This window comes from Streptomyces sp. NPDC031265 (assembly GCF_055570295.1).
This window is the reverse complement of record NZ_JBVIHM010000040.1, coordinates 19,131-39,531: the sequence shown is the minus strand read 5'-3', so window position 1 is coordinate 39,531 and position 20,401 is coordinate 19,131. Positions and strand designations below refer to the sequence as shown.

General features: G+C 71.8%; 22 protein-coding genes and 1 pseudogene. 13 read left to right on the top strand and 10 right to left on the bottom strand.

Annotated elements, in window-relative coordinates; all coding sequences use genetic code 11:
* Positions 1 to 14: 14 nt before the first annotated feature.
* The 4 genes and pseudogenes from ACZ499_RS36585 to ACZ499_RS36570 form a co-directional block, all read right to left on the bottom strand.
* Complete coding sequence (locus ACZ499_RS36585) at positions 15 to 830, bottom strand: hypothetical protein (protein ID WP_468681056.1); 816 nt, start codon at positions 828 to 830, stop codon at positions 15 to 17.
* Positions 831 to 932: 102 nt separating this feature from the next.
* The gene (locus tag ACZ499_RS36580) at positions 933 to 1,592 is read right to left on the bottom strand and encodes a Crp/Fnr family transcriptional regulator (RefSeq protein ID WP_468681054.1); all 660 of its coding nucleotides are present in this window, start codon (positions 1,590 to 1,592) and stop codon (positions 933 to 935) included.
* 45 nt (positions 1,593 to 1,637) lie between these two features.
* A complete protein-coding gene (locus ACZ499_RS36575) occupies positions 1,638 to 2,129 on the bottom strand; it encodes a Pycsar system effector family protein (protein ID WP_468681082.1) in 492 nt (163 codons plus the stop codon).
* Positions 2,130 to 2,416: 287 nt separating this feature from the next.
* Positions 2,417 to 2,563, bottom strand: a pseudogene (locus ACZ499_RS36570) (IS1380 family transposase); the annotation flags it as partial.
* Positions 2,564 to 2,644: 81 nt separating this feature from the next.
* Between ACZ499_RS36570 and ACZ499_RS36565 the strand changes: the two are divergent.
* Both ACZ499_RS36565 and ACZ499_RS36560 read left to right on the top strand, forming a co-directional pair.
* Positions 2,645 to 5,308 (top strand): ATP-dependent DNA helicase, encoded by a 2,664-nt coding sequence (locus ACZ499_RS36565; RefSeq protein WP_468681052.1) that lies wholly within the window; start codon positions 2,645 to 2,647, stop codon positions 5,306 to 5,308.
* Positions 5,305 to 5,709 carry a hypothetical protein gene (locus ACZ499_RS36560; RefSeq protein WP_468681051.1) on the top strand — a complete coding sequence of 135 codons (405 nt, stop codon included), beginning with the start codon at positions 5,305 to 5,307 and terminating at the stop codon, positions 5,707 to 5,709. Before ACZ499_RS36565 ends, ACZ499_RS36560 begins: the two co-directional genes overlap by 4 nt.
* Before the next feature lie 6 nt (positions 5,710 to 5,715).
* Here ACZ499_RS36560 and ACZ499_RS36555 read toward each other — a convergent pair whose 3' ends face one another.
* Positions 5,716 to 6,177, bottom strand: a complete 462-nt coding sequence (locus ACZ499_RS36555) for a hypothetical protein (RefSeq protein ID WP_468681049.1) — start codon at positions 6,175 to 6,177, stop codon at positions 5,716 to 5,718.
* Positions 6,178 to 6,521: 344 nt separating this feature from the next.
* Between ACZ499_RS36555 and ACZ499_RS36550 the strand changes: the two genes are divergently transcribed.
* Complete coding sequence (locus ACZ499_RS36550; RefSeq protein ID WP_468681048.1) at positions 6,522 to 7,805, top strand: MFS transporter; 1,284 nt, start codon at positions 6,522 to 6,524, stop codon at positions 7,803 to 7,805.
* Positions 7,806 to 7,894: 89 nt separating this feature from the next.
* On the opposite strand, the gene ACZ499_RS36545 is transcribed toward ACZ499_RS36550, so the two are convergent.
* Positions 7,895 to 8,665 carry a nucleotidyltransferase domain-containing protein gene (locus tag ACZ499_RS36545; RefSeq protein WP_468681046.1) on the bottom strand — a complete coding sequence of 257 codons (771 nt, stop codon included), beginning with the start codon at positions 8,663 to 8,665 and terminating at the stop codon, positions 7,895 to 7,897.
* Positions 8,666 to 9,043: 378 nt separating this feature from the next.
* Here ACZ499_RS36545 and ACZ499_RS36540 point away from each other — a divergent pair, with 378 nt between their 5' ends.
* From ACZ499_RS36540 to ACZ499_RS36530, 3 genes are all read left to right on the top strand, one after another.
* The gene (locus ACZ499_RS36540) at positions 9,044 to 9,202 is read left to right on the top strand and encodes a hypothetical protein (RefSeq protein ID WP_468681045.1); all 159 of its coding nucleotides are present in this window, start codon (positions 9,044 to 9,046) and stop codon (positions 9,200 to 9,202) included.
* Positions 9,203 to 9,463: 261 nt separating this feature from the next.
* Entirely contained in the window at positions 9,464 to 9,667 is a 204-nt protein-coding gene (locus ACZ499_RS36535; RefSeq protein ID WP_468681044.1) for a hypothetical protein, read from the top strand.
* Between the two features lie 209 nt (positions 9,668 to 9,876).
* On the top strand, positions 9,877 to 10,431 hold the full coding sequence (locus ACZ499_RS36530; RefSeq protein WP_468681042.1) for a hypothetical protein: 555 nt from the start codon (positions 9,877 to 9,879) through the stop codon (positions 10,429 to 10,431).
* 18 nt (positions 10,432 to 10,449) lie between these two features.
* On the opposite strand, the gene ACZ499_RS36525 is transcribed toward ACZ499_RS36530, so the two are convergent.
* On the bottom strand, positions 10,450 to 10,806 hold the full coding sequence (locus tag ACZ499_RS36525) for a hypothetical protein (RefSeq protein ID WP_389897262.1): 357 nt from the start codon (positions 10,804 to 10,806) through the stop codon (positions 10,450 to 10,452).
* A gap of 736 nt (positions 10,807 to 11,542) precedes the next feature.
* Between ACZ499_RS36525 and ACZ499_RS36520 the strand changes: the two genes are divergently transcribed.
* The 5 genes from ACZ499_RS36520 (at position 11,543) to ACZ499_RS36500 (ending at position 16,042) form a co-directional block, all read left to right on the top strand.
* Positions 11,543 to 12,544: a hypothetical protein gene (locus ACZ499_RS36520; protein WP_468681040.1), complete on the top strand. Its 1,002-nt coding sequence runs from the start codon at positions 11,543 to 11,545 to the stop codon at positions 12,542 to 12,544.
* A gap of 84 nt (positions 12,545 to 12,628) precedes the next feature.
* Positions 12,629 to 13,165: an XF1762 family protein gene (locus ACZ499_RS36515; RefSeq protein WP_468681038.1), complete on the top strand. Its 537-nt coding sequence runs from the start codon at positions 12,629 to 12,631 to the stop codon at positions 13,163 to 13,165.
* Positions 13,152 to 14,429, top strand: a complete 1,278-nt coding sequence (locus ACZ499_RS36510) for an ATP-grasp domain-containing protein (protein WP_468681037.1) — start codon at positions 13,152 to 13,154, stop codon at positions 14,427 to 14,429. Before ACZ499_RS36515 ends, ACZ499_RS36510 begins: the two co-directional genes overlap by 14 nt.
* Positions 14,429 to 15,568 (top strand): GNAT family N-acetyltransferase, encoded by a 1,140-nt coding sequence (locus ACZ499_RS36505; protein ID WP_468681035.1) that lies wholly within the window; start codon positions 14,429 to 14,431, stop codon positions 15,566 to 15,568. The genes ACZ499_RS36510 and ACZ499_RS36505 overlap by 1 nt, the downstream gene beginning before the upstream one ends.
* A 156-nt stretch (positions 15,569 to 15,724) precedes the next feature.
* Entirely contained in the window at positions 15,725 to 16,042 is a 318-nt protein-coding gene (locus ACZ499_RS36500) for a hypothetical protein (RefSeq protein ID WP_468681033.1), read from the top strand.
* Between the two features lie 51 nt (positions 16,043 to 16,093).
* On the opposite strand, the gene ACZ499_RS36495 is transcribed toward ACZ499_RS36500, so the two are convergent.
* From ACZ499_RS36495 to ACZ499_RS36485, 3 genes are all read right to left on the bottom strand, one after another.
* On the bottom strand, positions 16,094 to 17,032 hold the full coding sequence (locus ACZ499_RS36495) for a hypothetical protein (RefSeq protein WP_468681032.1): 939 nt from the start codon (positions 17,030 to 17,032) through the stop codon (positions 16,094 to 16,096).
* A gap of 6 nt (positions 17,033 to 17,038) precedes the next feature.
* The gene (locus tag ACZ499_RS36490; RefSeq protein WP_468681031.1) at positions 17,039 to 17,461 is read right to left on the bottom strand and encodes a hypothetical protein; all 423 of its coding nucleotides are present in this window, start codon (positions 17,459 to 17,461) and stop codon (positions 17,039 to 17,041) included.
* 480 nt (positions 17,462 to 17,941) lie between these two features.
* Entirely contained in the window at positions 17,942 to 18,457 is a 516-nt protein-coding gene (locus tag ACZ499_RS36485) for an SMI1/KNR4 family protein (protein WP_468681028.1), read from the bottom strand.
* Positions 18,458 to 18,902: 445 nt separating this feature from the next.
* On the opposite strand from ACZ499_RS36485, the gene ACZ499_RS36480 reads away from it, so the two are divergent.
* Together ACZ499_RS36480 and ACZ499_RS36475 are read left to right on the top strand one after the other, a co-directional pair.
* A complete protein-coding gene (locus ACZ499_RS36480; protein WP_468681027.1) occupies positions 18,903 to 19,508 on the top strand; it encodes a hypothetical protein in 606 nt (201 codons plus the stop codon).
* 251 nt (positions 19,509 to 19,759) lie between these two features.
* Complete coding sequence (locus ACZ499_RS36475; RefSeq protein ID WP_468681025.1) at positions 19,760 to 20,266, top strand: hypothetical protein; 507 nt, start codon at positions 19,760 to 19,762, stop codon at positions 20,264 to 20,266.
* Positions 20,267 to 20,401: the final 135 nt, after the last annotated feature.

Below are 20,401 nucleotides of genomic sequence, written 5' to 3'. Positions count from 1 at the left end.
GAAGCCCAGGCGCCTCACCGCTGGCGGCGATCGATTCGCAGGGTTTCGATGCTGTTGGCGATCGTGGCGTCGCTCACCCGACCGTGAAACTGGAACGTGCCGCCGCTGCTGGCAGCCGGTGTCGCCGACGCATCGCTCGGCTGCGCGGTAGAGGAGGAAGCAGCAGCCGACGATGCGGCGTCTGTGACGTAGGGGCGTACGGCCGGTCCGGTCAGTCCCGGCACGTGGATCCGGCAGGGCTGCTCGAAGCCCGGCTTGTCGCTGACGCGGGCAACCGCCTCAAGGAAGTGCTGCGGGCCAAGATCCGGCGTGCGTCCTGCGTGCACGGTGCGCTGGTAGACGATCTCGGAGAGCGCGGCAGCAAGGAAGGAGCCGCTGTCCTTCGCGGCGGACAGCGCTTGGCGAGTTGCCTGACTGTCGAGCAGCCGCGTGTGGTCGTTGATGGCGTTACCGCGGTGGTCGGGCAGGGACAGCGGGCCGACGTGCACACTGGTCCGCAGTCGCAGGACGGGACTGCTGGCCAGCCGCTGCTGTTCATAACGCACCAGCGCCGCATTGAGCCGGCCCAGCAGCGGGTCCACGAGCCGAGCCAGCACCGAGGGTGGGAACAGCAGGATCGCCCCGTCGCCGTTGTCCTTGTAACCCCCGGGGAAATCCTGCGGAGCAGGCAGCCGGCATTCGGCGAGCACGTTCGCCACGATGTCGTCCACGTCGCACCGCGCGGCGGCCATCTTCGCCTCGGGGATCTGGCTGTACTTTTCCATGTCGATCGCCACGAGGGCGAGTTCAGCGGGCACACCCAGGGGCTCTGCGTGCAGCGGCGCATCCATCGGGCACCGTCCTTTCAGCACAGGCGGTCAGGGAAATGCCCATGCTGACCGGGCTGGACGGCCGCCGCTGCCCAGCAGTGGGCACGCCTGAAGTGCGGCCCGTCACGCCTGCGCACGTGCGTGCGACTGAATCGAATGGATGTCGCGAACGAGGAGCCCACCACCAGAGGTGGTGCGGACCCAGTCCTGCTCGCGCCACGGCTTGAGCGCGTTGACCACCGCGTTGCGCGAAGCTCCGATCATCTGAGAGAGCTCCGTCTGTGTCAGACGCACGGCGAGATCCGAGGCCGAAGAGGATGCGAGGTCGACCAGGCGCGACAGAGCCGATGCCAGACGCAGCGGAACCGACGCTGTGGCCAGTTCGAGCCGGACGGCCTCCGACTCCCTGACGCGGGCGATGGCATGCCGCAACAGAGGGGCGAGCAGGTCATGCTCGTCGACGAAAGTGAGAAAGGCAGCAGCCGGAACGATGTGGATGTGGCAGGGCTCGGCAGCAATGACTGTGGCTGTGCGTGGCTGAGAGTCCAGCACCGCCAACTCTCCAAGCAACTCACCGGCGCCGCGCACGGCGAGCAGCGTCCTTTCCCCACCCGCCCCGGCCAAGGTGATCAGTGCCGACCCGGATTCCAGCACGATGACATGTGTTGCCGCGTCTCCTTGGCGCAGCAGCACACTCCGGGCGGGACGGATGCGCTGCGGTGCCAACGCCCTCAGGCAGGCCCATAACTCGTTACCGATCACCATGGCATGCGGCTGATACACGTCGCCCCCTGCTGCGCGGTCCCGACAGACACTGAGGCGATCGTCTCAATTAACCAGAAAGCAACTCAACAGGCATATTCCAGCCATCAGAAGAGCCGCCAGGGCAAAGTCCACAGCCAAGCGGGCTGCGCGTAGCTTTCGGTCCGCCAGCCAGGTAAGAACCCACAAGCGGCGTGCCTCGACATGTCGTTCAAGCTCCCCATGTGCGGCTGCACTCACGCCGAACCTGAGGTGTACGACTGCCTCGGCCATCAGTTCGGCCCGCAATCCCGCCCCTGGCACCACGGGGCGCAGTACGAGCAACGCGGCCCCTATCGCGAACAGCAACAACAGGCACATCAGCACTAGGGAGAAAACCCCAATGGGGGGCAGGCCGTCTGTACTCGACAGTACGGCGACCCCTGCAGCCAGCAGTCCGCCGACTATTCCACACAACGCCGTTGCTTTTGTGTCCGCCCGCTGCACCTCGACGAAGGCGCGTTCGGCGTGCCCTCGCAGTCGCTGTATGTCTGTCGGAATGCCCCATGGCTCCTGCATATCGGCCACGTCCTCCGCTGTCGTCGCCTGCTTGTCATGGCACTAGCCAGCCTGCTCGCGAAGGCCAAGGAGCGTTGCCTATCGCAGGGCACGAGGCGCGCTGGTTCCCTCACTCCTCGGCGCTAGCCTCGATCTTTCGCGGGGGTCCGCCGACGGAGTCGGTGGACGCTTTCGCTTTCCGGAGCGGACCGTGGGCAGGCCGACGGCCCGGCTGTCGCATCGGGTGGGCGCCGGGTTCCACTGGCCGGGGGGTGATGTTGTCGTCGGGGCGGTTGGCAGGTTGCTGGTCAGCCGGGGGTGGCCAGGAGCGCGAGCCGTTCGAGGGCGGTGGTGATCTCGCGGGTCCAGGGCCAGTGCTGGGTGAGGCGGAGGATCCTGCGTCGGCCGGTGGTGACGAGCTGAGCCGCCGCGGAGAAGAGGCGGAATCGCAGGCGCGGCCCCGCCACACCCGGACCTACACCACACCCGCGGTACTGGCAGCGGAAGACGCGCTGCTGGCGGCGGCCCGCACCGTAGTGATCCCGCCGGTCAGCGGCGCGGTCTTCGACGCGGTCGCCGACCTTCACGACCAGCACTCCGCCATGCCGCTGGATGCGGGGCAGCGGGCGCTGGCACGGGCGTTCGCCTGCGGGGAGCGCCTGCTGGGCGCGGGCATCGGCCCGGCCGGATCGGGCAAGACCACCGCGCTGAAGGCCGTCGCCCGGGCGGTGGCTGCCTCCGGCGGCCGCCTCATCGCCCTGGCGCCCTCCTCCCGGGCTGCGAAGGTGCTGTCCGCGCACCTGGACGGCGCGCATACCCTGCACGGCTGGATGATCATGCGGGACAAGGCGGCCCGCGGCGAACCGGTCCCTGCCGCCTACCAGTTGCGCCCCGGCGATGTGGTGGTCGCCGACGAAGCCGGGATGGCAGGCACCGTCCTGTTGCGGCGCGTCCTGGACGACGCCCAAGCCGCCGGCGCCCATGTGCGGCTCTTGGGGGACCCGGCGCAGCTGGCCGCCGTCGAGGCGGGCGGCGCCCTGCGGCTGGTGGCCCGCGAAGTCGGCGCGGCGGAACTGAGCGCCCTGCACCGCTTCACCACCGACGGGGAAGCCGCCGCCACCCTCGCGCTGCGCGACGGGCCGCCCGAGGACGCCTTCGCCTGGCACCTGGAACACCACCGCCTGCTGGGCGGAGACGAGGAGGCGATGCTCCACGCCGTCTTCGCCGCCTGGCAGCACGACATCACCCGCCACCGCACCTCCCTGATGACCGCCGAAGAGGCCGGCACCGTCACCGCGCTCAACCAGCGGGCCCAGGCCTGGCTCGCAGCGTCCGGGCACCTGGACACCCGCCACGGGCGCACGCTCCGCGACGGGCTCAGCGCGCATGTGGGCGACCGCGTCGTCACCCGCGACAACGCCCGCCACCTGCTCACCCGCGGCACCCGCGACTTCGTGAAGAACGGCGACGTATGGACCGTGGTCGCCCTGTGCGAAGACGGCGCCATGGTGGTACGCCACAGCGAACACGCTGGCCGGGTACGCCTGCCCGCCACCTACGTCGACACCAGCCTCGACCTCGGATACAGCGCCACCGTGCACCGCGCCCAGGGCATCACCATGGACACCAGCCACGGCCTGGCCACCGCCCGCACCAGCCGGGAAAGCGCCTACGTCCAGCTCACCCGGGGCGCGCGCACCAACCGCCTCTACGTGGCGTGCGAGAGCGGCATCCCGCTCGCCGCGACCGTGCAGAACATCGCCGAGAACTCGCGGGCGTCGCGCTCGGCGACTGAGACCCTGCGCACCCTGCAGGAAGCCGCCACCGCCCCCGCACGCCTGGCCCAGGAGTTCGCGGACGTCGCCCGCCGCGCCTGGGAACAGCTACTGGCGACGGCGGTGCGGCAGGTGAGCGGCCCCACAGCCGCGCTGTTCACTGAGGCGGACGGCTGGCCCATCCTGGCCCGCACCCTGCGGCGCGCTGTCACGGGGGGCTGGGACGCGGCCCGCCTCATCAACGCGGTGCGCCCCCAGCGCTCCCTGGCCGACGCCGAGGATCCCTCCGTCGTGCTGGCCTGGCGCATCGACCGCTACCTGGAACGCTGCGCGGACAAGACCGCGCACGCCCACCGCACCCATCCCACCCGGCCACTCGCCGGCCTCAGCGACACCCAGCTGCACCGCCTGCGCGAGCGGGCTGATGCCCGGCGTACCCGGGCCCTGGACGAAGTTGCCGCCGCCCAGGCCGCCGTCGCCTCCCAGCCCGCCCCGATCACCGTCGACGGCCTGCCCCACCCGGCCTGGCCGCAGCGTCCCTACGGGACGGCCACCCTGGGCGCACTGGCTGGTGAACTCGCCCGCCACCGCACCGAATCCGCCCTCGCCCACACCCCCGCCCAGGCCCGAGAGGCAGCCGCCGCCCACGCGGCGCTGCACCAGGAGATCGCCCTGCGCCGCGCCATGCCCTGGCGCCTTCGCGCCCGCGAGGACTGGCAGCGCGAACGCGGCCCGCTCGCCGCACACACCGCCTACCAGGACGCCGACACCACCCGGGCTGAGTTGAGTGGCAACCGGCTGCGTGAGGAAGCCGCCCGGGGTGCGCTGGCCCGCGCCGACATCATCTGCGCCCGCATCGACGCCGAACTGCGCCTGCGCACCCACCTGCCCGACCGCCCCCCTCACCGGGCCGACGACACCGGCCCGCTGCCCCACTGGCTCGCCGACACCACGGTGCTGGCCGAACCCCAGCTGGAGGCCTCCTGGCGCAGCCAGCTCGCCGAGCGGCACCGCATGCTCGCCACCGCACTCACCCACCGCGGCCTCGCACTCGCGACGAGCGTGCCCGCCTGGACCCGCCCGCTGGGACCCGTGCCCGAAAAGGGCCACCGGCTGCGGCCCGTGTGGGAGCACACGGCCGCCCTGACCGAAGCGTGGCGCGACCGCAGAAGCGTCCCGGCAGGCATGGAAGGACTGGGCGAGCGCCCCACCACAGAGCGGGAGGCAGCCGCCTGGGACGAGATGACCACCCGCATCCGGGCCCTGTCCCGCCGCACCCACTCAACCGCCCAGGCACAACGGCGCGGCGACGACCCGGCCACCTTCGTGCGCGCAGCCCACCGGCGCCTGGACGCAGCCGCATCCTTTGCCGCTCCCGCCGGCCACCCGATCCAGCCCGCCCCCCAGGACAGAACGCTGCATTGACGGCAGAGGCCGCCTTCGCGCTGAGCGAGCTGCTGACCACCGGCCAGGCCCCCGAGCCCTGGATGGACCACATCCCCGCCCCCGACGCCGACGACGAGGACCAGCAGCACCTGTGGACGCGCCTGACCCACCACATCAGCGACTGGCGCAAACGCCGCCACCACACCGGCACCGACCCCCTCGGCCCCCGCCCCAGCGACGCCGCCGCCACCGAATGGCAGCACCTGAGCGAGGCCCTCAACCACTACCGGCACGCCCGCATCACCCAGCGCCTGGCCGCCGTCCAGCACCCCCAGGCCCACGGCCCCACCGCCCACGGCCGCACCGCCGCCCGTCCGTACTACGCCCCCCACCCCCTGCCGGGACGCCAGCTCCCGCAGCGCCCGCCCCCGGGCAAATGACCCTGCTCAGTCCCACCAGTTGAACATCAGCTCGCCGACCGTGCCGGGGCGCCAGTAGGCCACCTGTTCCAGCTCTTCTCCGGCGAGCTCACTGGTGTCGGCCGAGGCCAACGGCATGCTCAGCTCATCGACGTCCAGCAGCCGGAAGCCGACCCGCTCAAACGCGGCCGCCCATGCCGGCGGGGGCGTGAAAGCCGCCAACGGCGCACCAGCCGGTGGCGGGCTCGCCATGAAGGCGACAACCGGTAGCACCACGTGGCACAAGACGGTGAACCGGCCGGACGAGGTGGTGATCACAGCCGTGTGGAAGCTCGGCGTGGATCCCGCCGGGGTCACTTCGCCGACCGTGCCCCGCATCGATCGGGCAGCAGCGTGGCAGGCCGTCCTGAAGGCCACCACGTCCGCCCGCGGCAACGGGTCACCGCCATGCCCCCAGAACCCGGTGGCTCCCCGCACGACACCGATCAACGCACGACTCCACTTCCCCCGGGCCGTCAACTCCGCTGACCAGGATGCCACCCGGCCCAGCGCAGTGATCACCCACCCAGTTCTGCCACCAACACAGTGGACGGCCCGCTTCGTCGCGAGGGTGGAGAACTTCGCGAACCTCCCCGGGGGACGTACGGCTACACCCCCGGCATCCGCGGGTTGCCTCCCATGGGAGGGGAGGCCTACGCGGTCCCTCCCGCCAGGCGGGAGCAGCCACCCCGCCGCAGGGCCGCCGCCTTGCCGGGCCAGGGCCGGGCCTTGAAGTCTCCTCGGCGCACGCATCCGGCACACCCCTTTGCCGTCGTGCTGATCGGAGAGGACCCATGGGCCTGCCCCGCCCCGCCCCCGTCCCGCCCGCCACCCGGCTGCCCGCTCCCTACTGGGTGCTGGTAGCGGGGTTCACGCTGTGCCGCAGCGGCGCGGTCGTCGTGCCGTTCCTGTCCCTGTATCTGGTCACGCACCTGCACCACAGCCCGGCCGAAGCCGCCCACGTCAGCGCCGCGTTCGGGGCGGGCTGGCTGGTGGGCCCCCTGGTCGCGGGCAGCTTCACGGACCGCATCGGCCAGCGCACCACCTTGCGCCTCACCCTGGTGAGCACCGCGCTCTCCTGCCTCCTGCTGAGCCAGGTCCGCAGCCTGTGGGCGCTGGGCGGATGCGCCTTCGCGGTCGGCCTCTTCTTCGACGCGCCCCGCCCCGCCATCGCCGCCCTCATCACCGACCTGGTGCCGCCCGCTTTGCGCAGCCGCGCCTTCGGGCGCCTTTACCGGGCGATGAACCTGGGCGCGGCGTTTGCCGCCGCTGCCGGATCTCTCCTGGCGGATGGCCACTTCGCGCTGCTGTTCCTCCTGGACGCCGCAGCCAACGTGGCCTTCGCGCTCGTCCTCGGCGCCGTACGCGAGCCGCCCCGCCCGCCCGTGAGCGAGCCTGGGGGAAAAGGCCGGGGCGCCGTGGCCGCCCTGCTGCGGGACGGGCCGTTCATGGCGCTGTGCGCCATCACCCTGGCCTGGCTGCTGGTGTATCAGCAGGTGCTGTTCGGCCTGCCGCTGGCGATGGACCGCGCGGGTCTTGCGCCCAGTGCCTACGGGGTGGTGTGTCTGGTGAACGCGGCCTGCGTCCTGGTGTACCAGCCGCTGCTGCAGCCGCTCATCGACCGCTTCAGCCCCACCGCGGTGTGCACGGCGGGCGCCCTGTTCACCGGGGCGGGCATGGGCGCCCATTTGCTGAGCCGGGGCACGCTCGGATACGCCGCGGCGGCAGGGATATGGACGATGGGGGAGGTGCTGTTCTTCGCGGCCGCCATGACGGCTGTGGCCGACCTTGCACCCGCCTCCGCCCGCGGACGCTACGCCGGGGTATGGGGCTGCACGCTGGGCCTGTCCGCGCTGGGGGCACCGCAGATGGCGGCCTGGGCGATGAACGCCGGCGGCAGCACGGCCCTGTGGTCGGCCTGCGCACTCCTTGGTGCCGCGGCCGCCACGGCATGCGCGGCGCTGCGCCCGGCCATCGAAGGCCGACGCGAGGGCGCGGGGCAGGAGTGCGCCCGTTGCCGCTGTGATTCTGTAAGTGAGAGCGGGCAACGTTTGTCGTCGGGTTCGGGCAGCACTTAGCGATCACAGGGCTCGGAAATGTCGATGAGAATCAGCAACGCTGCCGAGCGTGTAGGCCCGTCCCCGGTGCCGTGATGATGCCCGCAGGGTCAGCGGTCGACATAGCCCTCACGGAGGGGGCCGCCTGTCAGGTCCAGCACTTGGATGACTGAGGCCGTCAACGGTGCCGGGTCAGCGCGCCTGGCGAGAACTAGATGTCCGTCGAGTAGCTTCTCGCCGAGGACGGCATCAGCGGCTCTCAGGCGTCTGGGCAACCACTTCCCAGCTCCGTTCCAGACGCGGTGGTGCGCGGTGAGCAGGTGTGCGGTTTCGCGCAGGATGCGGTCTGCGATGGCCAGTTGTTCGTGAGGGTCGGTGTCAGGGCCAGTGTCGGTGAGATCGTCCAAGAGGTCGGTGAGCAGGGCTCGTTGGGCATCGCATTCATGGCTGGTCAGGGGATCTGGTCCTGCTGCCAACAGGGCTTTCGCCTCCCGGCGAAGTACCTCGACGTGGCCGTCAGGATCGTGGAGAACAATGGATTCGGCGAAGAGGAAGAGCGCCGTTGCCCGGCGCGTGGCACGGCTTTCTGCGAAGGCCGTCCGCAGGTCGGCGCGGCTGTTGAGGAAGACTTCAGCCAGGCGCTCATCGTGACGAAGCACCTCACGACGTCTTGTCCCGTGATCAGGGAGGAGCACCGTGATGTCGAGGTCGCTGCTGGCAGTGGACTGGCCCCGTGCAGCGGATCCGCCCAGCACCGCGCCGATCGCCTCTGGATACCGCGTGGCAACAAGTCGGCTGGCTTCACGAACGTGTTCGGCTGTCTGGTCGGAATCGACGCGGTGAACCTCGTCTTTTGCATGAGGCTGCGGCTGGGAAGTCATGCCTGGCATCGTTGCAGGTCGGGCTAGAATCTCTTCGTCCAGTTGTCGGTGCAGGACGCCTGCGGGCCGCCTGTCAAGTCAGCTGCTGGCTCAGGCTTGCTCGGCGGCCCGGGCATCACGGCGGATCGCCGCGTACAGATCGACCTTGGACTTCGGTGGCACCATCGCCCCCTCACCACGAAGAGCACTTCGATGCTCCCACCGCAAGCCCCCCGGTGTTGTCAGAACTCAGAGACATCGCTCTCACGTGAATCCGGGCGCTCTCCGCTCTGAGCGACAAGTGGTCTCAGGTCCCACGTACAAGACCACCACTGCCTCCTGACCGGTGACGGGGGCTCGCACAAGACCCTGGCCCCCAGGGTTGTAGCGTCAGGCACTGTGAGTACGGACATCGACGGCGGGATCGAGTTCCGTCATCCCGGCGTCGGCACGGACTTCTACGAGGGTGAGCCGTGGGTCTGCGCCATGGACCTGTGGCCTCTGTACGACCAGAGCGACGACGCGGCCTTCGGATGCCTCTTCGGGGTGCGCAACTAGGCGGGTTACCGGCCCCTGGCCGCGGAACGCGGCCTGCCCGACGACATGTCGAGCCAACTGCGCGAGCGACTGCAGCCCTGGGTGGCAGACGGCCACCTCTCCGGTGCCACCTGGATCCTCTGGGCGGAGATCGCGGCTCTGGATCCCGCAACCGCTCCAGAGCACTACATCGGCCGCCTCACATGGTCATCCCGCGTAAAGCCTTCCACTCTGCATCAGCAACTTGTCCCGGCCCAGTGGTCCCCGCAGCTCATTGCCACGGTGGGACGACGACCGGAGGACCTCGACCAAAGCGACCACGACGCCGAGTGGATCAGCGGCGACCTGCTGTGCCAGTACGAGTCGCTGACAGCCGGTTCCATCCTGGGGCCCAGGTCTCACTGGCCGCATGTGTTCGCCGTGATGAAGGCTCTGGCCGACCGCTTCGGTGAGGACGCCGTGCGACTCGTCGTGGCCTTCGACTGACCCCAAGCTCCTCAACTGGTCGCGAACGAGGCAAGAGCCATCCGCGCCGACCCCTTTGTCACCGGCCCCTGTTGCGGCACCCGGGGCCGGGCAGCGCGGATTCCCCCCGGGCGCAACAGGCGACCTTCAAGGCTTCTGCTTTTCCCGCCCGGCGGAACCAGCACGCCCCGCAGGCACGCGCAGATCACCGGCGTGGCCACACTCCACGCATGCCTGTCTACAACGATCCGTGCGGGGCGATCGCTGCCGTCCTGTATCCGCAGCTGGTTCCCGCCCTCACCGCCACGGAACCCCTGCCCGCCTGCTGCCCGCAACGCGCGGGCGCCAACGACGAGATGACTCCGCCGGGCCTTGCCGTGGTCGCCGACCCCGTCCAGGACTTGGAGCCGCCGGACTCCTCCTGTGGCCCGTCCGATCCCTACGCCGAGATCTACGCCAGCCAGGTGGCGCAGTGGAAACGGATCGTCGGCGAGCTCCACGAGGTCCGCGACTGGGGAGCGGACCCCCTGCTGCATGCCCTGGACGCGGCCCGCCGCCGCCGCGCCGAGGCCGAGGAGGACATCCGTCTGCTGATCACGCTGGGGCGGGAGTTCACCGCCCCCCGCCCCTACGACTGCTGCGCCCTTGCCCGGGCGTCGGGGATGAGCGAGTACCTGGTGCGCCGGTGCTACAGCGGGCAGGACATCGAATCCGTCCAGCAGATCACCGGACTTGCGCCCCGCACCCTGGCTGCGGACCCGGACGACCGGGTGGCCAGTTGCTGAACCTGCGGCCGTGTTTTTTCAGCGCAGGCGGCTGAATGTGCCGTGGACGGTGGTGTCGAGAGCGGCCTCGCCGCGCCATCGCGCGAGTGTCTGGGCGATCTGTGCGGGGGTCGCTGCGGAGTATTCCTGCCATCGGCTCTCGTAGCCGTGGGGATAGCCGAGCAGCATGTTCAGCACGTTGTTCACCGCGTCGTCCTGCTCGCCGGGGTCCAAGGACTGAGGCCAGGCGGCCGCGATCGAGGCGACCTCGTCCCGGGTGAAGCCCATGAGCGTGTGGAACTGTCCGTCGGGGAAGAACGGACCGTTTACGGCAGCGTCCAGGCACTCCTTGATGATCTGCAGGTCGTGTTCCGTCATCCGCTCCACTGCGCTCATGCCCGGATGGTCTCACTCCTGTCCACGGCGCGGCTGCCCCCGCACCCCGGCCGCTTGTGTGCGGAAGGTGTGCGCGACATGCCCGCCGACCGGCTGTCACAGCGTCGCGCTGGCGACGGCAACGCCCGCCCGAGGCATCTGCTGCACTCCCGTGCTGGGGGAGCGCGCGAAGGACTCTCCCGCCTCTCGGGAGCAGCAGCCGACATCGTCGGCCGCGCGTTGCCTGCTCCTGTACGGGGCCCCGAGTCTGACACCACGGGCCGCCGCCCGCGGGCCCCCGCCGCCCCGGGCGCGCGGCCCACCACGTGACAGAGGTCCCGACGATGTCCACGGCCCGGCGCCTCCCCAGATCCAGGAGTCTCCGATGTCCCCGCACCCCCGCCTTGCGCATCCTGCCCGCCGCCTCACCGCCTCTGTCCTGTGCATGGCCCTGGCCGCCGTCGCGGCTGGTACCGCTGTCCACGCCATGCACCCCGCTGCCGGGCGCGCGCTGTCCGCACACCTGCCTGCGCAAAGCCGCCTCGTGCGCCCTGCGCCCGCCCCGGGCCACCCCCAACAGGCCGCGCCCGCCCGGGAGCGGGCCCTACCCGGCGCCGGTGTCCCACGGGCGGCCTCGACCGGCTCGGCGCGCGACCCGGGATGGGACTAGGGCCGCCGCGCACACCCCCGCCCGCGCACGCGCCGGGCAGGACCACCCACCGCTCCCGCCGTGGCGACCTGGAGATGACCCGAACCGATGAGCCTGTTCGCTCTGATCGACGCCTTCGCCGCCCTGCCGCTCGAGGCGACGCCGCCCGCCCGGGCGGCGGCCGCCCGGGCAATGCTGGCTCTGCCCGGCGCGGAGGCCGCCCTCGTCTACGCCCTGGACCAGCCTTCACGGCGCGCCGCAGCCCTCCAGATCGCCCGCGTCCACGTCCGTGATGCCCCCGGCGCGTCCTGGCAGCTGACCGCCCTGCAGTGGATGCGCGTGGCGGGCGCTACCTGGCAGGAGTTGGCGAGTTTCTGCGCCGATGTGGCCTGGAGCGCCCGCCAGGAAGGGCGCCCTGCCTCCCGGCCCGGCCCGGGCGCCTTCACCGCGCACGCGCCTGACCCCCTCACCGCGCGCACCCTGCGCCACCTGTATCTGTCCGGGCTGCGCTACGAGTTCCGGTGCGCCGACATCCAGGCCGTCCTGCCCCGCGACAGCAGCGCCCTGGACCCCTACACCCGGGCCCTGGGCGTCTTCGCCGCCCTGGGCCTGTCCCAGGCAACCGGCGTTGCGGCCATGCACTGGCTGCTGGACATCCCGGCAGCCGCCGCGGATGTCAAGACGGCCCATGCCGTGCTGCACGGCCTGTGGCTGGGCGAACGCCTGCCCCGCCAGGGCGAGTTGATGCTCGCCGTGCTGCGCCTGCCGCCCCTCGCCGATCGTGAGGATCCCCTCGCCCTCTACCGCGAGGCCCGGGCATGGCGCAGGCTCGGCGATCTCGATTCAGCCCTGGAATGCGTCGAGCGGGCCTTTGGCCTGCTGCCACAGGCCAGCCTGGACCTGCACGCCGACCTGGTCCGTGAACGCGGCCTGATCACCATGGCCCGGGACCTGCAGATCCGCGGTGCCCGCCAGGAGTGGGGCAGTACCCGGCCCTCACCGGGCTCCCGAACAGCCGCCCATGCCCTGGCCGGACCGGACGCAGGCGCCGGTCTGCGAGGGCGCTGGGCTCTGGACTTGGCGCCCTGCAGCGCGGACTTCCCGGGGTGAGATGCCGTTGACACCCCTGCCCCTGGCCATCAGACCCCGGCCCGGCACCGCCACTTGGCCGGTGCCCGCCTGTGGCGGTGGTCGATGAGTCTGCACCTCGTACCCGTCCGCTCCCGCGAAGCAGCCGCCTTCGTCCGCCAATGGCACCGCCACCACGCTCCGCCCGCCGGACAGATCTTCGCCGTGGGCGCCGCAGACGGCGACGGCGTCCTGCACGCCGTCGCCATCGCAGGCCGCCCCCTCGCGCGCCACCTGGACGACGGCATCACCCTGGAGGTCACCCGAACCTGCAGTGACGGAGCACGCAACGCCAATTCGATGCTCTATGGCGCTGCGTGGCGAGCGGCCCAGGCCCTCGGCTACCGCCGCCTGGTCACCTACACCCAGGCAGGGGAGAGCGGTGCGAGCCTGCGCGGCGCCGGATGGAAGGTCCTGGCCCAGCGCCCGCCGCGCCCCGGATGGCACACACCCGCGCGCCCCCGCACCACCCGCGGCACCGAGAGGGTGGCCCGCACCCTGTGGCAGGCCGGGCCCCTGCCCCTCGCCACCGGCCCGACGGCCCCGGCCCGCTACCCAAGCCCGGCGCCCAGTGAAGGAGGCCATCACCATGCCACCCACTGATCACCTGCCAGATCCCTCTGTGCTTGTGCTGCTGGGCTCCGGCGAGCGCCATCACCACGGCTACGCCTGGCAGTCGCTGGCGGCCCAGCACCGTGTGGTTCTCCTGGATGCGGCCGAACCCACCTGGCAGCGCCCCTTCGTGGCCGGCTACCAGGCGGTGCGGGTGCGCGACGGGGCTGCCGTGCGCGCGGCCGTGCGCGAGGTGGCGGCCCGCCATCGGATAGCAGGGGTGCTGACCTGGGACGAGCACGCGGCTACCGCCGCAGCGTCGGCAGCGCGGGAAGCAGGCTGCGCGGGCGCGGACCCGGCGGCGGTGCGCGCCTGCCGCAACAAGAGCCTGGCCCGCGCCGCCATGGAGGCCCAGGGGATCGCCACCCGCTGGGCGCAGTGCTTCGACCTCGCCCAGGCGCGCGCGGCCGCCGAATGGATCGGCTACCCCCTCGTCCTGAAACCGGCCGCCTCCTCCGGCCGCGACGGAGTGGTCAAGATCGAGACGCCCGAACAGCTGGCGGACGCCTACGCGTTCACCGCCCGGGCCGCCTCACGGCAGAGCCCAGAAGGCGCGGGCATGCTCATCGAGGAGTACCTGGACGGCCCCGAGATCAGTATCGAGACCATCTCCTGCCGCGGCCACCACACCGCCGTCGCCCGCACCCACACCCAGCTGGGCGAACTGCCCCTGGCCCCGGTGACCGCCCACATGGTCGCCCCAGACCTGGGAGCCCCCGCCACCGACGAAGCCGCCCGGATGGCCGCCACCGCCCTGACCGCCCTCGGCATCACCCACGGCGCAAGCCACGTCGAGCTGCGCCTCACCGCGACGGGTCCCCGCGTCATCGAGGTCAGCCCCTGCCTGGCCGACGACCTGATCCCGCACCTGGTACGCCTCGCCACCGGCGTCGACCTCGTCGCGGCCGCCGCCGACCTCGCCCGCGGCCGCACCCCCGACCTGCGCCCCACCCGCCGCCACGCCGCCGCGATCGGGTTCCTCAACGCGCCCGCGACCGGACGCCTGCAGGCGATGACGATCAACGCCCAGCTCGCCGCCCGCCCCTGGTGCGAGCGGGCCGTGGCCGAACACCCCACCGGAGCACCCCTACCGGTGGCCACGGCAGGCGCGGAACGGGCAGCCCGCCTGGCCCACGTGGTGGTGACCGCGACCACCCCCGCCCAGTGCCGCACCCGCCTCGAACGCGCCCTGGCCGCCGTCCACCTCGACATCACGCCCGACAGCACCCAAGCGAGCACGACGGGAGCACCGTGATGCCCGCCCCTCTCCTGCACCGCCCTGCGGCGGGCGCCGCCCCGGCCCCGATGCCACGGCTGCGGGCCTGCCGCTGCACCAAAGGGCCGGTGCGCGTCGCCGACTTCACGGCAGGCGCCGCCATGACGTTCCTCGACCGCTCATGGCCCGGCCTGTACAGGGCAGATGAGCTGGCCACGGCCTACCAGTCACCCCTATGGCTGGCCGCGTGGGCCCGGCAACGTGCCCCCGGCTGCGAGCCGCTCATCGTGAGCGTCCAGGCCCGCTCCGGCCCCGTCGCCGCCCTGGCCCTGACCCGCCGCATCGACAGCGACGGCCGCGTCCAGATCACCGCCCTGTCCTCACCCGCAGCCGAATGCATCCGCCCCCTCGGCCCCGGCGCCGAACACCCCGCCGTCGCCCACGCACTGGCCCGGCACCTGCACCACCTCGCCGACGACCGCACCGAGGTATGCCTGCCCGATCTCCCGGCCGACAGCGCCCTGGCCCAGCACGCCCAGCGACTGTGGAACGGGCCCTGCACCCACACCCCCTACGCCACCGTGCCCCTGCCCCTCGACCTCACCGGCCTCTCCCGCTCCACCCGCCGCGACCACCAGCGCCGCCGACGGGCCCTGCACACCCTCGGCGACCGCATCACCTACCACCGCACCCACACCACCGAGCAACTCCTGGCCTCCTACCGCGTGCTGGAACAGCTCCACCACCAGCGCAACGCCGACCGCCCGGCGGCAGACGCCCTGACCGCCAACACGAGCCTGCCCTGGCCCGCGGTACTCGCCTCCTGCGCGCCGATGGCATTCATCGCCAGCCTCACCCTCGACGGCCAGGCCGTCGCCGCGCAGCTGTGCCTGCACCAGGACAGGCGCGCCTACTCGCTGCTGGCGGGGATGGATCCCCGCCACCGGGCCCTCGCCCCCGGGCACAGCCTGCTCCGCCGCCTCGCCGAGGACCTCACCGCCGCCGGATTCACCACACTGGATCTGGGCCGTACGACCGCGGACCCCGGCCAGCACGCCTACAAGGCCGCCTACGGCGCCACCTGGCAGCTCAGCAGCTCCCTATCCACCCATCCGACGAGCTCGCTCTTTCCTCCCGCCGCACCCGGGGCGCCGTGCCGCAGCACACCGGCTGCCTAATGCCCTGCCAAGGGCGTTCCGGGAGAGCGGTGTTTCTCGGGATGTTCGAGTCCCGGATGGAGAAACCGTTCTCGGCGCCCCCGCGCCGACTCAGGCAGGCTGTGTGAGTGCCGCCACGCCTTGCCCAGAACAACAGCGGCAGCCGATCATCCGGGCATGAGAGCAGAAGTGCAGAGGTTCGTCGCCGATGGTCCGCTCCCGGACGGGGACGCGAGTGAGGAAGAGATCGACCATCGTGTCGGACAGCTCGCGGCGATTGCCGGGCCGGTGACGGCCGAGGAGGCCACGGCCCTGACCGCCTGCTTCGGCCCCGGCGACTGCTACGGAGTCGCCTGGACCCTGCTGCACCTCATCGAGACAGGCCCGAACCCGGTCCTGACCACCGTGCCCACACCCGACGCGAATGACTGGCACCACATCCTGTGGACCCGGGCCGCGAACGCCGGACTCGTGCCAGCAGACGTGGCGAGTTAGCAAGGTGAGGTCGTTGACGTTCACCCGGGGCGGCCGTCGTGGCAGGGGTGGTCACGGCCGGGGGCCGGGGCCTTGCGCGGGCGGCGGGGGCTGGTGACGGTGCCGCTCATCAACGGGGGCTCGGTGCGGGGGCGCTGTGTCCGGCCGGGCGGGCGGGGGCGTCAGGCGGGCGAGGAGCTGCTCGCTGGCTCCCGGCTGGGCCAGGCGCGCGGCGAGTGCGGCCCGCTGCTCCTCGGACAGGCCGGAGAGCTGCTGCAGTCCGCCGGTGGAACTCTGCGGCTGGGGGCGGGCGGCCCAGATCCGGCCGGCGATGGCCTGGACTTGCATGCGGATCTGCTCGGCCTGGCCGTCGGTGACGCCGTAAGCGCTGAAGTGGAGCTGGGTGACACGCTGGACGAGCGTGAGTGCCCGGCGCGCCAGCAGGTAGGGCGCGGTGGGATCACTCTGCGGCCCCGCATGGGACTGCGCCTCGGCCTCCAGGCTTCTGGCGGCCAGCTTGGTGAACGCCATCTGTCCCCAGTGCTGTTCCTGCAGGGTTAGGTCGATGTAGTCGCGTGCATCCACGCGGGACATAGCCTGCTGGAGCGTCTGGATGGTGCAGGTGGCCATCGAGCTGACCACCATGCCCTCAAGGAGAACGGGGGGCGTGTACTGCGGCATGCGGGCCAGGACCAGCCGCACCGGCGGTTCCTCTCGCGCACCGGCGCCCCGGGAGGCGATGTGCAGGGCCCGCAGCAGCCCCTGCCCGGAGGCCTGTTCGGCCTGAACCTCATATCCGAGCTGGCGCAGCGCGACGGCGGCCACCGCGGTGACGCGGTCCGGATTGTAAGCCTCGGGGGTGGTCAGCGTGATCTCGACGGCCTTGCGGCGCAGCACCCCGTGCAGATGCAGGGCCAGGTCGCCGCCGAGCGCGAAGCGGGTCTGGGTCTGGCCCAGGGCCGCCAGGACGATGTCCGCATCCCGTACCGCACGCGCGACGTTCCAGATCACCGCATGTCACCGCCCCAGCTCGGGAAACCGGTCCTGCCACACGAAGACCACCGCCTCGGGCAGCACGTCCCGCAGCTGCTCCCACACGGTGACCAGCTGCCCCGCGTGCAGCATGCGGGCCTGCTCGTCGGCGGTGCCGTACAGCAGGGCCCGCTGATACAGGTCCACCACGCTGCGCGGCCCCGCCGCCATCCCCCAGCTGGCGGGCGCCTGTACTGCGCCGTCGAGGGGACCCGCGAGGTCGCTGAGCCGGGCCACGAGCTGTGGCGGCCGCGCCAGCAGCCAGTCCGGGGTCCCGGGACGCTGCAGCGCGGCTGCGACGTCCGGGGCGATCTGCCCGGCCAGGTCGGCGCGCATGGCCTCACGGGTGGCCTTGGCCCCGGCAAAATCGATGGCGTCTATCTCCGCGTCTGCGTCCCCGTGCTCCACGCTGGCCAACTCCCGTCCGCAGCAGCCTCTTTGGCCGCCCTTGTGCTCCAGCGTACGACGGCCGTACGCGAAACAGAGGAGCTGGACGGCGCCCCGCAGCGAGGCCGGAGGAGCACACGGCACAGAGGAGAGGGGGGCAGGAACCACATCCGGCTGCCGTGTGCGTACTTCCCCGGGCGCGGGGGCCTGAGCTCGGGGGAGGGCCAGGCCCCCGGCGATTCGCGTATCCGGGGGGACCGGGTGCACACACGCGATGCTCCGTTCAACGCCCGCCAGGCCAGCACGGTTACGCTCCGGCGGCCGGGCACCCCCGTCTCCTGCAGCCGGTGCCGCAGGTCCGCCTCCTGCGCTGCTGGAAATAGCTCGCGACCCGGGTCGGCATGCATGCCCCTGATCGGCGGGTTGTGGGCTGTCGAGCCCGGCACTTGCTCCTGCTGCCCGTAGGAGCGGCCCGGCAGAACGCTCTTCAGGGCGGCCCTCTCAGGCCGGTTGGACCCCGGCCTCGGGTCCGTCGGCGGCGGCAAGCCCTGCGACAAACGACTGGAAGTCCGCGGCAAGGTCCAGTTCTGTGCCCGTGTCGGTGTCGAACCAGGTGAGGGACGGCTCGCCGTGTGGGCCGCAGACGCGGTAGTCGAGCGCGATCCAGCAGTGTCCGTCACCGGACAGCAGCACGATGGGCGACGGAAGGTCCCACTCCTCGACCAGCTCGGGTGTGTCCAGGATCGACGTCATCCGCTCGCGCCGGCCGATCCCCATGAGGGCGTCGAACGGCACATGGTCCGCACTCCACAACGTGGGAACGCGGGTGGGGAACGCGTTCCAGCGAGCTGCCACCTGGCCGCCGTTCTGCACCCGCAGCACCGACAGGAGCGAAGCGGGGAGCGAGACGCCCAGCCGGACTTCGGCATCGAGCAGCGCCGCGTCGGTCAGGGGCGGCTGGACACCGTAGTCGCCCTTGCTCCACAACGATGCCCTGACCTCATCGAAACCCGTCACGACCAGAATCGTATGGCTCCCCCCGGCGGCCCACCGCAGGAGCCCCCGGGCATACGGGCGGACGCAACTCGGCCCCATCCGCGGGTCCGTCGGGCCTCACGGGGCATCGCAACTCAGCGACAGGACTCACACTCACCCAGGCCACGCGGTTCGAGGAGCGGTCCCCCCTCGCCCCGGCCCGCTGATCGCCGGCCGAGTGCTGCTGTGAGGGAACTGCGGGGCAGGTCTTCCTGCGCAGGGCACCCTCAAACGGCGGCAGAAAAATCACACCGGACAAGGCAGCTGTCCGCCGGGACGGACCTGGGGCATGGCCGCTCACCCGGATGCTCCGCTGACCACGCACAGGAGTGCCGTGGCCTCCTTCTCGGGGGTGTGTCACTGGCGGGTGCGATGATCGCCCTGGTCGGCGTGAGCATGCCGGTTTCGGAACGTGGGGAGGAGCCACATGAGCACGTGGCAGGAGCTTTCGGCCTCGGTCGAGGAACGCTTGGCGGCCATGTCATCCGGTGAACGTGGCGTGTTCGCCGCCGGCGTCGCCGAACGGCTCATGAGCTGGCACGAGGGGCTCGCCGAGGAAGAACGAGCGCCGTTCACGCTGAGCCTGCGCCCGCTGCTGGACTCCGTCTGGGAGGGCGTCCTCGGGAACTCGACGGCGTTCACCGCCGTCACGCGCGGTGTAGCCGAGTACCTGCTCAGCGACTACTGCCACAACGACGGCCAGGACGGACCCGATGACGCCGACGAGTCCGCAGCCTCGGCAACCCTGCACGCCGCGCACGCCTACCTGTTCGGCTGCAGCGACTTCGCCCTCTGGGCCAGCCGCCGGGCCCTCGACGCCGTCGACGAGCAGCTTGAGCACCTCGCCGAGCACGAGGAGGACCTCCCCGAACCCGATGACGCGTTCGCCCAGGAGATCCAGCGCCAGCTGCAAGATATCGACCTCATCGCGGCCCACGCGAAGGACCTGCGCCGTGCCGGGCTGGGACTGCCCCTCGACACATCGATCCGCCTGCGCGTGGAGCTGCGGGCCCCGCTCTCGGCCAGAGGCTGAGCGTCTCGGCCCTCACACCGTTCATTAGTTGGGCGTGCCCCCGTGCTGCGCGCCGGGGCATGATGACGGCGCGTGCTCGCGGTGCCAGGCCCAGGACCCGGGCCCAGGACGGGAAGAGCTGTGTGGTGAGTTCACCTTCCCCCTCACCGGGGCCTCCCGCGTCGCTGCGGGCGCGCTGGCGTGACGTTCCCGGCTACGCGCGTCTGCTGCAGCGGCGCCTGAGCCCGCCTGCCGCGACCAGGATCAGTGCCGTGACCGGGGTGCTGATGTGGCTGCTGGTGCTCGCCTTTTGGCAAGCCGATGGCCGTCTGCTCGGCCAGGGCAGCGCCGTCCTGGCCGTCCAGGGCCCGCGCATCCGTCTTCGGCGCCGTCTGGCCGCGCTGGGCATGCTGCTGGCCGCCGCCCTGGTGCTCGCCCTGCTCGCGCTTGGTCTGGGCACTGCCGCGGCACTGCTGGCGGCAGTCTGCGGGCTGCCTGTGGCGCTGGCCGGAAACAGCGTGGCCATAGCCTTCGGTGTCCTTCTCGTGGCGGAGCTGTCCCGCACACTGCGCGGCGTCTCCAGCTCGGTGGCCGTGACACGGGCCCGCCACGCGCACCGCCGGACGGGCGGCACGTGGTGGGAGGTGGGGCAGCTGGCCGCCGCCGAGGACGATCCCGTATCCGCCGGCTGCCTCGTGCGCGCGGCGCTGCAGCACGCCGAGACCCACGGCATCGCCCTGGTGGCCGCCGCCCGCACCCCCGCGCTGGAACGCGCCTAGCAGCGGCTCGGATTCTGCCCCGCCCCCGCCCACCCGCCCGCCCTGATCCGCCTGCCGGGTGCTGCACACCGCACTCGTCGGTGAGGCCGACCGGCAAGGCGGCCTCTCGCTACACCAGCAAGGAAGGAGCGTCGG

What these genes read in the sequence shown, in the direction of transcription:
- ACZ499_RS36545 (WP_468681046.1), bottom strand. Translation starts at nt 8,665, where the DNA reads ATGACTTCCCAGCCGCAGCCTCATGCAAAAGACGAGGTTCACCGCGTC.
- ACZ499_RS36505 (WP_468681035.1), top strand. Translation starts at nt 14,429, where the DNA reads ATGCCCGCCCCTCTCCTGCACCGCCCTGCGGCGGGCGCCGCCCCGGCC.
- ACZ499_RS36585 (WP_468681056.1), bottom strand. Translation starts at nt 830, where the DNA reads ATGGATGCGCCGCTGCACGCAGAGCCCCTGGGTGTGCCCGCTGAACTC.
- ACZ499_RS36520 (WP_468681040.1), top strand. Translation starts at nt 11,543, where the DNA reads ATGAGCCTGTTCGCTCTGATCGACGCCTTCGCCGCCCTGCCGCTCGAG.
- ACZ499_RS36480 (WP_468681027.1), top strand. Translation starts at nt 18,903, where the DNA reads ATGAGCACGTGGCAGGAGCTTTCGGCCTCGGTCGAGGAACGCTTGGCG.
- ACZ499_RS36550 (WP_468681048.1), top strand. Translation starts at nt 6,522, where the DNA reads ATGGGCCTGCCCCGCCCCGCCCCCGTCCCGCCCGCCACCCGGCTGCCC.
- ACZ499_RS36575 (WP_468681082.1), bottom strand. Translation starts at nt 2,129, where the DNA reads ATGCAGGAGCCATGGGGCATTCCGACAGACATACAGCGACTGCGAGGG.
- ACZ499_RS36500 (WP_468681033.1), top strand. Translation starts at nt 15,725, where the DNA reads ATGAGAGCAGAAGTGCAGAGGTTCGTCGCCGATGGTCCGCTCCCGGAC.
- ACZ499_RS36530 (WP_468681042.1), top strand. Translation starts at nt 9,877, where the DNA reads ATGCCTGTCTACAACGATCCGTGCGGGGCGATCGCTGCCGTCCTGTAT.
- ACZ499_RS36510 (WP_468681037.1), top strand. Translation starts at nt 13,152, where the DNA reads ATGCCACCCACTGATCACCTGCCAGATCCCTCTGTGCTTGTGCTGCTG.
- ACZ499_RS36525 (WP_389897262.1), bottom strand. Translation starts at nt 10,806, where the DNA reads ATGAGCGCAGTGGAGCGGATGACGGAACACGACCTGCAGATCATCAAG.
- ACZ499_RS36515 (WP_468681038.1), top strand. Translation starts at nt 12,629, where the DNA reads ATGAGTCTGCACCTCGTACCCGTCCGCTCCCGCGAAGCAGCCGCCTTC.